We start from the raw sequence: 13,448 nt of genomic DNA on the forward strand, positions 1-13,448 counted from the left end.
TCGAACCGAGGTCGTCTCTGACGACGGCGGAAGGTCAGCCGGCGCGTTCGCTGGTGACCTGAGCGCGGACGGCCGGGACCACCTCTTCGGCGAAGCGGGGTAGCTGCTCCGGCCCCTCGCCCCAGTAGAGGAACGTGTCGAACCCGTACCCGAGGGCCAGGTCGGTGAGCTCGTCGACCCACTGGTCGACCGGGCCGCGCAGCAGTCCTTCCCGCGCGCCGTCGGTGATCCGGCCGTTGACGTTCAGTACGCGGCGGATGTCGGCGGGGTTCCGGCCGGCTTCGGCCGCCGCCTCGTCGAGTCGGGCCGCCGCGGTCGCGATCGGGGTGATCTCCTCGCGCAGCGAGGGCACCCAGCCGTCGGCGAGCCGGCCGGCCAGGGCCAGCGCGCGCGGTCCGTACACGCCGAGCCAGATCCCGATGTCGTGTGCCGGCAGCGGTCCGGAGTGCGCGCCGGCCAATCGGTAGTGCCGGCCGTCGAAGCGGAGGTTGCGCTGCCCGCTCCAGACCAACCGGATGACTGCGATCGCCTCCTCGAGCGCGTCGAGCGACTCGCCCGGTGCCCGGCGCGGGCCGCCGTACGCCTCGATCGCGTCCCAGAACGCGCCGGCGCCCAGCCCGAGCTCGAACCGGCCGCCGCTGAGCAGGTCGATGCTGGCCGCCGCCTTCGCCATCATGGCCGGCGGGCGCAGCGGCAGGTTGGCGACGTCGGGAAACACGCCGACCCGCGTCGTGGCCGCGGCTATCGCGCTGAGCAGGGTGAACGTGTCGACGTACCGGCGCTGGTAGGGATGGTCCTGCACGCCGATCCAGTCCAGCCCACGCTCTTCGATCTCGCGCGCGGTGGCGAGCAGCGGGTGGCTGGCGTCGGGGACGAGGAACGATCCGAAGCTGAGGTCACGGCCGAAGTCGGGCACCTCTCCACCGTACGGAACCCGGGCGGCCGTTCCGGACAGTCAGAGAATGTGGAGATGAGCACACGGGCCCGGGTCCGTGCCGGTGACCCGGACGCGTTCCGGGAGCTGTTCGACGAGCACGCCCGGTCGGTCTACAACCATGGCTTCCGGCTGACGGGGGACTGGTCGGTGGCCGACGACGTGGTGTCGCTGACCTTCCTGGAGGCCTGGCGGCTGCGTGGCCGGGTCGACGACTCGACGGACGGCCCGTTGCGCCCGTGGCTGCTGGGGATAGCGACCAACGTGGCGCGGAACGTACGCCGTGCGGCCCGCAGGTACGACGTCGCGCTCGCCCGCCTGCCGGCACCGCGCGCCGTGCCGGACTTCGCCGAGGAGGTTGCCGACCGCCAGGCCGACCGGGAGCGGATCGCTGCCGTGCGCGCGGCGATGAGCGCGCTGCGTGGGCCCGAGCGGGAGGTGCTGGCGCTGTGCGTGTTCGCCGGGCTCGACTACGCGGAGGCCGCGCAGGCCCTCGGCGTGCCGGTGGGCACCGTGCGCTCCCGGCTGTCCCGGGCACGCAAGAGGCTGACGCGGGAACCGCTCGCCGGTCCCGGACAGGTAGTTGCTGACCGCACGATCGCGGTCCGGCTCGCTCAGGAGGACGCGCGATGAACGACGTACGCGAGGAGCTGGCTCGCCTGCTTCCCCGGCCGACGGAGCGGGACCTGCCGAGCGACCGCCACCGGCAACTCCAGGAGCTCCTGATGAACCACATGTCCACATCGGATCGACCCCGACGCTTTACCAGGCGCCGACTCGTCTTCCTCGCAACGGGGCTGGCCATGGCGGTCGCGGTCGCGGCGGTCGCGGCCACCCGCCCCGAAGGCGCTTCATCCGGTGAGCGGATCCTGCTGGCGGCGGCCACCACCGCGGAGCGGACGCCCGAGGGCACGGGCGCGTACTGGCACCTCAAGGTCGTGTCGTCCGGCGACGGCACGACGTGGGTGAGCGACCTGTGGACGGCGCGGGACGGCCGCACCTGGAACCGTTACCGGACCTCGGAGACGGCGTCGGCCACCCCGGGCACGGAGCCCGGCCAGGTGATCGAGCTGACGCCCGCGAACCCGTACTCGCTGGGCGGGGCGAAGGTGACCCTCGAGCAGCTCCGGGCGCTGCCGACCGAGCCGGCCGCGCTGCGGACGCGGATCGACGAGCTGATCGCGGCGGCCGACGTCCGCACCAGCGCCGGAATCCTGACCGAGGACCAGCGGAAGCGGGCGGTCTTCGAGAGCCTGGTCTCGCTCGTCTCCCAGCTTCCCGCGCCGCCGGCCGTCCGCGCGGCCGCGTTCCGCGCGTTCGCCACGTACCCGAACGTCGAGAGCACGGGCCAGGGCCTGCTGATCTCCTTCTTCCCCGGTGAACCGCCGGCCCGGCTGGTGATCGACCCGACCACCGCCCGGGTCGTTCGCACCAACGTCATCGTCCTGCCGGACGGCGGACTGATGAGCGCCGCGGAAGGCGCCGCGTTCGACCTGACCGCCGAGTGGACCGACCAGCCGCCGCGTTAGGCGACGGCGCCGCTGGGGCGGGTGTGCAGGCCGGACAGAGTGGTGTAGACCGCCGCGAGCTGCCCTGCCACCCGCTTCCAGGAGTAGACCTGGCGGGCGCGGTCGATGGCGGCGGTCGCGTACGCCAGGTGGCGGACCGGGTCGCCGAGCAGGTGCCGGATGGCCGTGCCCAGGGCGCGTGGGTCACGCACCGGGACCAGGTCGCCGGTCAGGCCCTCCACGACCGTCTCGGCGATGCCGCCGACCGCTGTGCCGATCACCGGGACGCCGCAGGCCATGGCCTCCAGCGGGCTCAGTCCGAACGGCTCGTACCAGGGTGCGGCGACCAGCAGGTCCGCGGAGCGGTACCAGAGCGGCATCTCCAGGCGCGGCACCCGGCCGACCAGCCGGACCCGGTCGCCCACGTCGTAGCGGTCGGCCAGCTCGCGAAGCTCGCGTGCGGCGGGGTCGGTGTCCAGCGACTCCGCGGGCGGTCCGCCGACCACGACACATTCGGCGTCCGGGACCAGACGGAGCGCGGAGATCACGTCCTCGTGGCCCTTGCGGGCGGTCAGCGCGCCCACGGACAGCACCCGTCGGCGGGGACCGCGGTCGCGGGCCGGGCCCTCTGGCTGGAACAGCTCGTCGTCGACGCCGCCCGGGATCAGCACCAGGTGGGACCTCGGCACGCCCATCCGGACCAGCTCGCGCAGCTCGTCCTGGCTCTGTGCGACGACCCGGTCGACCGCGCGGCCGAGCACCCGCTCGTAGCCGATCCGTTGCGGTGGTCCGCTGAACGCGTCGCCGCGTCGGGCCGCGGAGGCCAGCTCGTGATAGGACTCCACGACCGGGACGCCGGTCTGCTTGCCGGCGGTGATCGCGGCCAGGCCGCTGGTCCAGAAGTGCGCGTGCGCCACCGCCGGGGTCCAGCCGTCGCCACGCCAGCGGTCTACGAGGAAACGGGAGAAGTCCTTCGTGTACGGAAGCAGCTCGCCGTCGTCCAGCGGCCGCGCGGGGCCGGCCGGCACGCGGATCACCGAGACACCGCCCACGGTCGCGTCTGCCTCGTTGGCGGCCACCTTGCGGGTGTAGACGCGGACCTCGTGCCCGGCATCCGCGAGCGCGGCGGACAGGTCGCCGACGAAGGCACCGCGTCCGCCGCTCGCCGCCCCGTCTGACGGGTCCGCGTGCTCGGAGATCATCGCGATGCGCATGCGTTCATCCTCCCGCGCCGGACCCGCGTACCCCCGCAAGTCCGGCGTTCCCGACGATTTGCCTCGTGATTCCTACCTCACCAGGCCTCAGAGCTTCCCGATCGGCACAGCGCTAAACATCACCAGTCACGTATGCCCCACGCGTCGAACCGTTTGTGGAACAGTCACGCTGGGTATGGACGCCCGTGCTCCCGGTTTGAAAGGCGGACATATGGCGACGACGGCCGGCCTCGAAGTGGATCCTGCCGCGCTGCCCCGCCGGCTCCGGCAACTCAACTGGCGCACGTGGCGCGGCGTGCTGGCGCGTGCGGGCAAGGGGTTCGTGAACAACAACTGCTCGGACTGGGCCGCGAGCCTGACCTATTACACCGTGCTGGCGCTGTTCCCCTCGGCGATCGTGGTGGTCGCGCTGGTCAACCTGGTCTCACAGGGGGACCGCACCGTCGACACCGTGGTCGGCCTGCTGCGCGACATGGGTGCCGCGTCCGTCGTGGACAACGAGGGCGTGGTGTCCGCGATCCGCGAGGTGGTCGGTGTGAAGAGCTCGGCCGGCGTGCTGCTCAGCTTCGGTCTGCTGACCGCGATCTGGTCGGCGTCCGGCTACGTCGGCGGCTTCACCCGGGCGTCCAACGCGATCTACGGGGTCGAGGAGGGCCGGCCGGTCTGGAAGCTGCGCCCGCTGCAGATCCTGCTCACTGTGGCGGCGCTGGTGTTGCTGGCGTTGGTCGCACTCATGCTGATCGTCAGCGGGCCGGTGACGACCGTGATCGGCGAACGGCTGGGCCTGGGCGAGGCACCCAGGCTGGCCTGGACGGTGGCGAAGTGGCCGGTGCTCGTGCTGATCGCGATGCTGCTGCTCGCGCTGCTGTTCTGGATCGCGCCGAACGTGCGCCAGCCGCGGTTCCGCTGGCTGACGGTGGGCGGCTTCGTCACACTGCTGGCGACCGGCCTGACGTCGTTCGGATTCGGCCTCTACGTGGCCAACTTCGACTCGTACAACAAGACGTACGGCAGCCTGGGCGCGGTGATCGCCTTCCTGGTCTGGATCTACCTGGTCAACTGCGCGGTGCTGTTCGGCGTCGAGGTCAATGCCGAGGTCCAGCGCGGGCGGTCGCTCCAGGCCGGCGCGGAGAAGGTCGACGACCCGGTCCTGCCGCCGCGCACGCCGGCCGAGGACTGAGGTCGCTGAGGCGGTTGGGTCGGCTGCGGCGGTTTAGCCGCCGGACCCCGGGGAACCCCAACGCATGGAACGGGGCAACGCAAAACACAGTCCACGTGTCGACGACGAACTGGCACACGAGGTCGACGGCATCGTCAAAGGCACCACCGGCGGCCGGGCCGAGGAGTTCCGTGAGGCCGAGCCGCCCGGTGACGGCCAGCCGGAAGCGAGCATGGTCCCGGAAGGCGACGACGGCTCCGGTGCGCCGCAGGGCATGACGGCCGAAGAGGTCGAGCTGCGCAGCCGGTTCGGGCGGTACATCAACCGCTCGGCGCTGCCGGGTGACCGCGACGGCCTGCGCCGCGACGCCGAGGGAAACGAGGCGCCCGACGACGTGCTCGCCGAGATCGACCGGCTCCCGACCGGGGTCCGGTTCCAGACGGTGTCCGAGGCTTGGGCCGCGCTCGGCCACCGTAACGAAACGCAACGCTGGTAACCGCCCGCCCGAGCGCGCGAGCCGGCTTACAGAGAGGTAACCAGCCACATGAGTGGCATAACCAAGTCAGTCGATGTCGCGGTACCCGTGCGCACCGCGTACAACCAATGGACCCAGTTCGAGGAGTTCCCCCGCTTCATGGAGGGGGTCCAGGAGATTCGTCAGATCGACGACCGCACCATGCACTGGAAGACCGAGATCGCCGGTGTGAAGCGGGAGTTCGACGCCCAGATCACCGAGCAGCTTCCCGACGAGCGGGTCGCGTGGACCTCGGTCAGTGGCACCAAGCAGGCCGGTGTCGTGACCTTCCACCGGCTGGACGCCGAGCACACGCGCGTCACGGCCCAGATGGACTTCGAGCCGGACGGCATGCTCGAGAAGGCCGGCGAGAAGCTGCACGTGGTCGACCGCCGGGTCGAAGGTGACCTCAAGCGGTTCAAGGAGTACATCGAAGGCCGCGCCACCGAGACCGGTGCCTGGCGCGGCGCGGTGGATCGGCCGATGCCGTAACCGCCCCCAAAATCGGATGGAGAGCCTGCGCGCGCGGGCTCTCCATTCTCATGTGGACGGTAGCTGGGCGGCCGCGAAGGCCGGGTCGAAGCCGAACGGGAGCTCCAGGCGGTGGCCGCGCATCAGGTCGGCGTCGCCGAGCAGGTCGGCGGTCTTGCCGTCGGCCGCGATGCGGCCACCGTCGAGGATCACCGAACGGGGGCAGAGCTCCAGCGCGTACGGCAGGTCGTGGGTGACCATCAGCACGGTGACCGGCAGGTCCCGCAGGATGTCGGCGAGCTCGCGCCGGCTGGCCGGGTCCAGATTGGACGACGGCTCGTCGAGGACCAGGATCTCCGGGCGCATCGCTAGGACGGTGGCGACCGCGACCCGGCGGCGCTGGCCGAACGACAGGTGGTGCGGCACCTGGTCACGGTGTTCTGTCATGCCGACCGCGGCCAGTGCCTCGTCGACCCGTTGCCGCAGTTCCTCGCCCTTGAGCCCGAGGTTGGCCGGGCCGAAGCCGACGTCTTCCGCCACGGTCGGCATGAAGAGCTGGTCGTCCGGGTCCTGGAAGACGATGCCGACCCGGCGCCGGATCTCCGCGATGCCGGCCCGGTCGGCCGGGTTCACGGTCAGGCCGGCCACGTCGACCGTGCCCGCGCCGGAGCCGGACCCGGCGTGCAGGATGCCGTTGAGGTGCAGCACGAGCGTGGTCTTGCCGGCGCCGTTGGGCCCGAGCAGCGCGACCCGCTCACCACCACCGACAGTCAGGTCGACGCCGTGCAGCACCTCCCGCCCGTCGGGGTAGGCGAAATGCAGCCCGTTGATGGTCAACGAGGCAGTCATGCCAACACCGCCACGAGGGCGATTGCGCCGGCGGCGATCGGGAGGGTCGCGGAGCGTACCCAGTCGGCGGTGGTGGCTCCTGCTCCTTCGGGGCGGGGAAGCCGCCCGGAGTAGCCGCGGGCGACCATGGCCAGGTAGACCCGCTCGCCGCGCTCGTAGGACCGGATGAACAACGCGCCGACGCCGACCGCGAAGGCCTTGACCTGCCACAGGAAGCGCGGGTCATAGCCGCGGGAGAGGCGCGCGACGCGCATCCGGCGGGCATCGTCGGCGAGGATGTCGAGGTATCTGAGCATGAAAGTCGCGATCTGGGTGAAGACCTGCGGGCAGCGTAGCCGGTCCAGGCCGAGCAGCAGGTCGCGGGCGGTGGTGGTGGCGGCCAGCAGCAGCGAGGCCAGCACGCCCAGGGTGCCCTTGGCGAAGATGTTCCAGGCGCCGTGCAGGCCGTCGATCGACAACGACATGCCGAGCCAGTCGACCCGCTCGCCGTGCCCGGCGAACGGCAGGGCGATGGCGAGTAGCACGAACGGCAGCTCGATCGTGGCCCGCTTGGCCAGCCAGAGAGGCGGGACCTTGGCAAGGACCACCACCCCCACGAGAAGCAGGGCATAGCCGGCAAAGGCAATGAACTTCTCGCGGGGGGTGATCACCACGACGATCGTGAACAGCAGGGTTGCCACGATCTTCACCTCGGCCGGCAACCGGTGGAGCCGGCTGTCGTGGTCGAGGTGGAGAGGGTGAGCGTGGCCGGCGCCCATCAGGCGCTCGTCGCTCCCTCGGTGTGCTCGTTGCTGCTGCCGCCGCGCCGGCGGACCAGCCAGAAGACGCCGCCACCGATGGCGAAGGTGACCGCGACGCCCAGCACGCCGGACAGGCCGGTCGACAGGAACTCGTTGTCGATGCCCTTGATGCCGTAGTCCGCCAGCGGGCTGTCCTTCATCTGGTGGTCCTGCTCCTGCTGGACCATGCAGGTGCCGCCGGTGATGTTGTCGTCGGCGTCGAACGTGCAGCCCTTGCGGGCGGCCGCGTCCAGGCCGTCCGGGCTCGACGAGGCGAAGCTGGAGACCACGCCGGCCAGCAGGGCGGCGACCAGCAGGCCACCCGCGATGAACCAACCGAGACGCTTCTTCACGCCACACCTCCGACGGCGGGGGCGGGCACGGCCGGAACCGGGCTCGCGGTCTTGCGGAACCGGCGCAGGGCGTACACCAGGTCGGGCCGGACCCGCGCCACGGTGGCGACGGTGACCGCCGCGATCAGGCCCTCACCGATGCCGATCAGGACGTGCGCACCGGCCATCGTGCCGGCGATCGTGGTCAGGTTGAGCTCGGTCGTGCCGCCGAGCGCGTACTCGATCACGAACATCTGCGAAGCGATCACCACGCTGACCACCGACGCGACGAACGCGGTGATCGCGACGCCGCGCGGCGTCTTCGGCAGGATTCGGAGCAGGCCCGCGACGAGCAGGTAGCCGGCCGCCGTGCCGACCAGCGCCATGTTGGTGATGTTGAGACCGAGCGCCGTCAGCCCGCCGTCGGCGAACAACAGGCACTGGATGATCAGCACGGTCGAGACGCAGAGGGCGCCGACCCAGGGGCCGACGAGCACCACGGCGAGCGTGCCGCCGAGCAGATGGCCGGAGACGCCCGGGAGCACCTGGAAGTTGAGCATCTGCACCGCGAAGATGAACGCCGCGACCAGGCCGGCCATCGGCGCCAACCGGTCGTCGAGATCAGCGCGTCCGCGCCACACACAGATCGCCAGCGCCGCCGCCGCGACAGCGGCGAAGATCGCCGACACCTGCGCGTTGACGATGCCGTTGGCGATGTGCATCGCCACACCGTTCATGGGACCCCCCTCCCCGAGGCGATCAAGCCGCCGGACTGCCGTGGTCACGGGTCGTGGCGGCGAGGTCGCCGGTAGCATATTGCGCCGGACCGGTTATTGCATAGTCTTGGCAACAAGGACCGGCCGACGTAGTCCACCACGCACCCGTGATCATGGTCAACACGACCGACAGACGGTTGGATCACACGAAATCCGCTGTTCACACAACAGATGCGAGAACGACGGACTCAAGCCCGGCCGGTCAGGCGTTGAGCCGCCAGATCGCCAGGTTGGGGGCGGCGGCGTAGGTCACCCAGGCCGCGTAGGGCACGAGCAACCAGGCGGCCCAGCGGTGCACGCGGTGGAAGAGCACGACGGTGGCACCGACCGCGAGCCAGAGCAGGCAGATGTCGACGAACGCGAGGCCGTACCGCCCGGCGCCGAAGAACAGCGGGGTCCAGGCGGCGTTGAGCAGCAACTGCGCGGCAAAGACTCGCAGGGCGAGGCCGAAGCCGGTCCGCTGCCAGACCAGCCATCCGGCGACAGCGATGGTGGCGTAGACCCCGCCGGAGACCGCCTAACCGCCGAACCGCGCCGACCATATCGCTGTTCATGAATCTGTGGTAGAAACTTTCAAATCGCGAGGTGAGTGCGCAAGAAATCTTCGAAGAGGAGCGTGCTGATGCGTGGGACTGTCGCACGGGTGCTCGGGTTGGTACTGGTCGCCGCTGCGTGGCTGGTGGTGCCGGCCTCCGGAGTGGCGGTGGCGGCCACGCCGCCGCAGCCTGGGACGTTTGTCGGGCGCGGGTTCGACACCTGCGCCGCGCCGTCTCAGGCGGCGATGAACGCGTGGCGGGCCAGTTCGCCCTATCGGGCCGTGGGGATCTACATCAGTGGCGGCAGCCGGTCGTGTGCGCAGCCGAACCTGACCGCGACCTGGGTCGCCAACCAGGTCGCCAACGGGTGGCGGTTGATTCCGATCGAGCTTGGCTACCAGGCGCCATGCGGCACGCGTACGCCGAAGATGTCCGCCAACCCCGCCACCGCGCGCACTCAGGGTGGCAGCGCCGCCGACAGTGCGGTCAGTGCCGCCCAGGCGTTGGGGATCGGGGCCGGGAGCACGATCTACAACGACATCGAGCACTACCCGTCGACCGCGTCGTGCAAGGCCGCGGTGCTCTCGTTCCTGTCCGGCTGGACCGAGCGGCTGCACATCCGTGGCTACCTGTCCGGCATGTACTCCAGCGGCTCCTCCGGCATCCGCGACGTCTGCGACGCCTACAACGACAGCGCGTACACCCGGCTCGACCAGCTCTGGATCGCCTGGTGGAACGGGGTCGCCGACACCGACGCGGGCGGCTACTGCCCCGACGACCACTACGCGAACCACCAACGGTTGCACCAGTACGCGGGTGAGGTGACCGAGACCTGGGGCGGCGTGACGATCCGGATCGACCGCAACTACCTCGACGTGAGCCCGACGCAGGACCCGCCGCCGGGGGAGGAGTGGACCGCGACCGTCGACAACACCGGGCCGGGCTTCACCGCCGGCGCCAACTGGGGCACGTCGGCGTTCTCGGCGCAGCGGTTCGGTGCGGACTACCGGTTCGCGAGCCCGGTGTCGTCGAGCGACGTCGCCTGGTACGCGGCGACCACCCCGGCCACCGACTCGTACGCGATCGACGTCTGGTATCCGGCCGACGCGGGCTACAACAACCTGGCGCCGTACATCGTCGCGACGACGTCCGGCAACCAGTCCGTGACGGTCAACCAGCGTGCGGGCGGCGGTCAGTGGGTGCCGCTCGGCGTCTTCACCCTCCCGGCCGGCGCCGGCAACAAGGTCGGTGTGAGCCGGTGGACCAGCGGCACGGGTTACGTCATCGCGGACGCGGTGCGGTTCACCCGGCTGTGAAATGCCGCCGGAGCAGGTCGGTCACCCGGTCGGCCTGCTCCACATTGGCCAGATGCGCCGCGTCGGGCAGCACATGCGAGGCGCTGCCGGGAATGCCGTCCACAATGGCCTGAAGGAGAACCGGCGGCGTGGCCGGGTCGGCCTCGCCGGCGACCACCAGCGTCGGTGCGGTGATCCGGGGCAGCACCGGGCGCAGGTCCATGGCCGCGATCGCCTCGCAGCAACCGGCGTAACCCTCCGGGTCGATCGCGACCAGCGCCTTGGTGAAGGCGGCCACGTCGGACGGCCGTGCCCCGGGCGTGAACCAGCGCGCCACGACCGCGTCGGCGACAGCGCTCATCCCGGCCGCCCGTACGGTCGCCGCCCGCTCGTGCCAGCCGGTGGCCGGTGGCAGATGGGCGGCGGTGCACAGCAACGCCAAGCGGTCGACCCGCTCCGGTGCGTGCGCGGCCAGCCACATCCCGACCATCCCGCCGAGCGACAGCCCGGCGTAGTGCACCCGGGCGAGGCCCAGGTGGTCGAGCAGCGCGAGCACGTCCTGGCCCAGGTCGGCCAGCGTGTACGGCCCTGGCGGCACTGGCGAGCCGCCGTGTCCACGATGGTCGAACGTGACGACCCGGAACTGGTCACGAAGCGCGGACATCTGCGGCGCCCACATCGCGCCGGTCGTGCCGAGGGAGCTGCCCAGCAACACGACCGGCGCGTCAAGAGGCCCGTGGGCCTCGTAGGCCAGCACGTCAGTCGTTGAGGACCGTGGCGAGCTTGTCGCGGAACGCGCGCTCCGTGTCGGTGACCACGTCGCCGCCGATGCCGAGGATGCCGCCGCTGGGTGCCGCGGTGACCACCTGCTCGGCGATCGTCACCAGCCAGTGCTTGTAGGCGCCGGTGTCGCCCTCGCTGGCCTTCGCGGTCAGCAGCTCGGCGGCGGCGCGGGCGCGGGCCAACACGTCGGTGGCGTACGCGGCCGGGTCCGGCGGCTCGATGGCCGGCAGCTCCTCGCCGCTCTCCGGGTCGCCGACGCGGATGACGAGCTCCGCCGCGACGGCGGAGACCAGCTTGCTCGGCGACTCGCGGCCCTCGGAGATCGCCTCCAGGCCGGCCGCGTTCTCCGCCAGGGTGCGGCGGGTGCCGTCGTGCTCGGCCGCGCTCGCGGCGGTCAGCACCGACTGCGGCAGGCCGACGAGCAGCCCCCACTCGGAGTCGGTGAAGCCGAACTCGGTGAAAACCGGAAGGTCAGTCACGTCGCGTACCCTTTCGTCAAGAACAGGAACAGCGTAGTCAACTCGGGTCGGCCACCAGCAGCCCCTGTTCGGAGACGACGGGCACCGACAGGGTCTTGTACCCGACTTCGTCGAAGAGCACCGTCATCCGGTCCGCCTCGTAGCCCATCACCATCCCGCCGCCCCACTCGGCGTGCCGGACCGTGCTGTGCACCGGGAACGGGCCGACGGCGCCGTTGTCCGGGAGGCCCCGGCCGGCCACGCAGTTGTCGCAGTGGCCGCAGATGTGGTTCATCTTCTCGCCGAAGTACGCGAGCAGCGTCTGGCTGCGGCAGCCGCGCGCCTGCGCGTACCCGCGCATCATGTCTGTCCGGGATTTTGAGAGGTTCTGCTGCCGTTCGGCCTCGGCGAGAGCGAGCGCGGCGGCCTCGGCGGGCTGCGGCGCGTACCGCGGACTGCCGATCTTGCCGCCCGATCGGGTGACGGCACCGCCGACGTGCTCCAGCAGGGCGACGAGCTGGCCGAGCTTGCGCGCGCCGAACCCGGTGCGCTCCCGTAGGGCCGCCTTGGTGAGCGGCCCGTCGGCGTGCAGCACCGCGGCGAGGTCCCGCAGGTCGTCCAGCGCGGGCAGCGCGCCGGTGAAGAACCGCTGCAACCCCTCGTCCTCGGCCCGCCAGAGCAGCAGGGTGCGGGCGGGCAACCCGTCCCGGCCCGCACGCCCGATTTCCTGCAGGTAGCTGTCCGGCGAGTCCGGCAGGGCGACGTGCGCCACCCAGCGGATGTTCGGCTTGTCGATGCCCATCCCGAACGCCGACGTGGCGACCATGATCGGCACCTTGTCGGCCAGGAACTCCTCGTGCAGCGTCTCGCGCGCCCCGGTCGCCATGCCGCCGTGGTAGTGCGCCGCCTCGTGGCCGGCAGCACGCAGCCGGGTCGCCAGCTCTTCGGCGCCGCGCCGGGTCGGCACGTAGACGATCCCCGGGGTCTCGCCCTCGGCCAGCAGCGCCTTGAGCCAGCGCCAGCGGTAGTCCTCCGTCGGGCAGTGCGTGGCCTCCAGGAAGAGGTTGGGTCGGTCGAGGCCGGTGACCATCACCTTCGGCCGTTGCAGGCCGAGCCGGGCGACGATGTCGTCGCGCACCGGGGGCGAGGCCGTGGCGGTCAGCGCCACCACTGGCGGCCGGCCGAGCTGCCGGATGACGTGGCCGAGCGCCAGGTAGTCGGGGCGGAAGTCGTGCCCCCACGCCGAGATGCAGTGCGCCTCGTCGACCGCGACCAGCGACGGCTTGCAGGCCTTGACCTCGGCGAGCCGGTCGGGGTCGGCGAGCTGTTCCGGAGTGATGAACAGGAACTCGGCGCTGCCGTCGCGCAGTGCGGCCAGTGCGGCCTGTTGCTGTCGGGGTGTCTCGGCCGACGAGACGCGCACCGCCTTTAACGGGGCCGCGCCGCGCCGCTCCAGCCCGCCGATCTGGTCCTGCTGCAAGGCGAGCAGCGGGGAGATGACCACGGTCGGGCCGGGAAGCTGGGTAGCCGGGACCTGGTAGAGCGCCGACTTGCCGGCGCCGGTGGGCATGACGGCGAGCACGTCATGGCCGCGCAGGATCGCGCGCATCGCGTCGAGTTGGCCGGGACGCAGGGTCTTCCAGCCGAAGAGGGTACGGGCGGCCCGGCGCAGACGCAGGGCGGTGAAGGTCGGTTTCATCGCGGAGCGGCGATACCCGGCGCACGGCGGCGCGAAACGCTATTTGAAGATGCGTCGGATCGCATAGATGACAATCAGTATGCCGAAGATCGCACCGAAGATCTGGACACCCGGTATGTCGTACCAACTCACGTTGTCCGC

15 protein-coding genes and 1 pseudogene are annotated in these 13,448 nt (G+C 71.2%); 6 read left to right on the forward strand and 10 right to left on the reverse strand.

The features are described 5' to 3' along the window. Positions 1 to 34: 34 nt before the first annotated feature. Positions 35 to 916: an LLM class flavin-dependent oxidoreductase gene (locus BLV39_RS23180; RefSeq protein WP_090796653.1), complete on the reverse strand. Its 882-nt coding sequence runs from the start codon at positions 914 to 916 to the stop codon at positions 35 to 37. Between the two features lie 54 nt (positions 917 to 970). Here BLV39_RS23180 and BLV39_RS23185 point away from each other — a divergent pair, with 54 nt between their 5' ends. Beyond that, the gene (locus tag BLV39_RS23185; protein WP_090796658.1) at positions 971 to 1,567 is read left to right on the forward strand and encodes an RNA polymerase sigma factor; all 597 of its coding nucleotides are present in this window, start codon (positions 971 to 973) and stop codon (positions 1,565 to 1,567) included. Next, positions 1,564 to 2,463 carry a CU044_5270 family protein gene (locus BLV39_RS23190; RefSeq protein ID WP_090796661.1) on the forward strand — a complete coding sequence of 300 codons (900 nt, stop codon included), beginning with the start codon at positions 1,564 to 1,566 and terminating at the stop codon, positions 2,461 to 2,463. The genes BLV39_RS23185 and BLV39_RS23190 overlap by 4 nt, the downstream gene beginning before the upstream one ends. Here the strand turns inward: BLV39_RS23190 and BLV39_RS23195 are convergent. After that, the gene (locus BLV39_RS23195; RefSeq protein ID WP_090796666.1) at positions 2,460 to 3,656 is read right to left on the reverse strand and encodes a glycosyltransferase; all 1,197 of its coding nucleotides are present in this window, start codon (positions 3,654 to 3,656) and stop codon (positions 2,460 to 2,462) included. The two genes, BLV39_RS23190 and BLV39_RS23195, sit on opposite strands and share 4 nt — an antisense overlap. A gap of 211 nt (positions 3,657 to 3,867) precedes the next feature. Here BLV39_RS23195 and BLV39_RS23200 point away from each other — a divergent pair, with 211 nt between their 5' ends. From BLV39_RS23200 to BLV39_RS23210, 3 genes are all read left to right on the forward strand, one after another. Further along, positions 3,868 to 4,836 (forward strand): YihY/virulence factor BrkB family protein, encoded by a 969-nt coding sequence (locus BLV39_RS23200; protein ID WP_239084132.1) that lies wholly within the window; start codon positions 3,868 to 3,870, stop codon positions 4,834 to 4,836. Between the two features lie 64 nt (positions 4,837 to 4,900). Further along, positions 4,901 to 5,311: a DUF2795 domain-containing protein gene (locus BLV39_RS23205; RefSeq protein WP_090796674.1), complete on the forward strand. Its 411-nt coding sequence runs from the start codon at positions 4,901 to 4,903 to the stop codon at positions 5,309 to 5,311. Between the two features lie 48 nt (positions 5,312 to 5,359). Continuing rightward, on the forward strand, positions 5,360 to 5,821 hold the full coding sequence (locus BLV39_RS23210) for an SRPBCC family protein (protein ID WP_090796678.1): 462 nt from the start codon (positions 5,360 to 5,362) through the stop codon (positions 5,819 to 5,821). A 48-nt stretch (positions 5,822 to 5,869) separates the two neighbouring features. Here BLV39_RS23210 and BLV39_RS23215 read toward each other — a convergent pair whose 3' ends face one another. The 5 genes and pseudogenes from BLV39_RS23215 to BLV39_RS23235 all read right to left on the reverse strand — a co-directional run. Further along, positions 5,870 to 6,649 (reverse strand): energy-coupling factor ABC transporter ATP-binding protein, encoded by a 780-nt coding sequence (locus BLV39_RS23215; RefSeq protein WP_090796682.1) that lies wholly within the window; start codon positions 6,647 to 6,649, stop codon positions 5,870 to 5,872. Next, positions 6,646 to 7,407, reverse strand: a complete 762-nt coding sequence (gene cbiQ / locus BLV39_RS23220; RefSeq protein ID WP_090796685.1) for a cobalt ECF transporter T component CbiQ — start codon at positions 7,405 to 7,407, stop codon at positions 6,646 to 6,648. The genes BLV39_RS23215 and cbiQ overlap by 4 nt, the downstream gene beginning before the upstream one ends. Next, the gene (locus tag BLV39_RS23225; RefSeq protein ID WP_090796688.1) at positions 7,407 to 7,781 is read right to left on the reverse strand and encodes a PDGLE domain-containing protein; all 375 of its coding nucleotides are present in this window, start codon (positions 7,779 to 7,781) and stop codon (positions 7,407 to 7,409) included. Before BLV39_RS23225 ends, cbiQ begins: the two co-directional genes overlap by 1 nt. Then, positions 7,778 to 8,497 carry an energy-coupling factor ABC transporter permease gene (locus BLV39_RS23230; protein WP_090796692.1) on the reverse strand — a complete coding sequence of 240 codons (720 nt, stop codon included), beginning with the start codon at positions 8,495 to 8,497 and terminating at the stop codon, positions 7,778 to 7,780. The genes BLV39_RS23225 and BLV39_RS23230 overlap by 4 nt, the downstream gene beginning before the upstream one ends. Before the next feature lie 241 nt (positions 8,498 to 8,738). Then, positions 8,739 to 9,038, reverse strand: a pseudogene (locus BLV39_RS23235) (TspO/MBR family protein); the annotation flags it as partial. Positions 9,039 to 9,158: 120 nt separating this feature from the next. On the opposite strand from BLV39_RS23235, the gene BLV39_RS23240 reads away from it, so the two are divergent. Next, positions 9,159 to 10,388 carry a glycoside hydrolase domain-containing protein gene (locus BLV39_RS23240; RefSeq protein WP_090797725.1) on the forward strand — a complete coding sequence of 410 codons (1,230 nt, stop codon included), beginning with the start codon at positions 9,159 to 9,161 and terminating at the stop codon, positions 10,386 to 10,388. Here the strand turns inward: BLV39_RS23240 and pcaD are convergent. The 3 genes from pcaD to BLV39_RS23255 are packed head-to-tail and all read right to left on the reverse strand — an operon-like array spanning position 10,375 to position 13,307. Then, a complete protein-coding gene (pcaD, locus tag BLV39_RS23245; RefSeq protein WP_090796699.1) occupies positions 10,375 to 11,124 on the reverse strand; it encodes a 3-oxoadipate enol-lactonase in 750 nt (249 codons plus the stop codon). The two genes, BLV39_RS23240 and pcaD, sit on opposite strands and share 14 nt — an antisense overlap. Before the next feature lies 1 nt (position 11,125). Then, positions 11,126 to 11,629, reverse strand: coding sequence for a hypothetical protein (locus BLV39_RS23250; RefSeq protein ID WP_090796703.1), 504 nt, complete (start codon positions 11,627 to 11,629; stop codon positions 11,126 to 11,128). Between the two features lie 37 nt (positions 11,630 to 11,666). Beyond that, positions 11,667 to 13,307, reverse strand: a complete 1,641-nt coding sequence (locus tag BLV39_RS23255; RefSeq protein ID WP_090796707.1) for a RecQ family ATP-dependent DNA helicase — start codon at positions 13,305 to 13,307, stop codon at positions 11,667 to 11,669. Between the last annotated feature and the right edge of the window lie 141 nt (positions 13,308 to 13,448).

The sequence above is a fragment of the Asanoa ishikariensis genome (assembly GCF_900107455.1).
Classification (GTDB): Bacteria; Actinomycetota; Actinomycetes; order Mycobacteriales; family Micromonosporaceae; genus Asanoa; species Asanoa ishikariensis.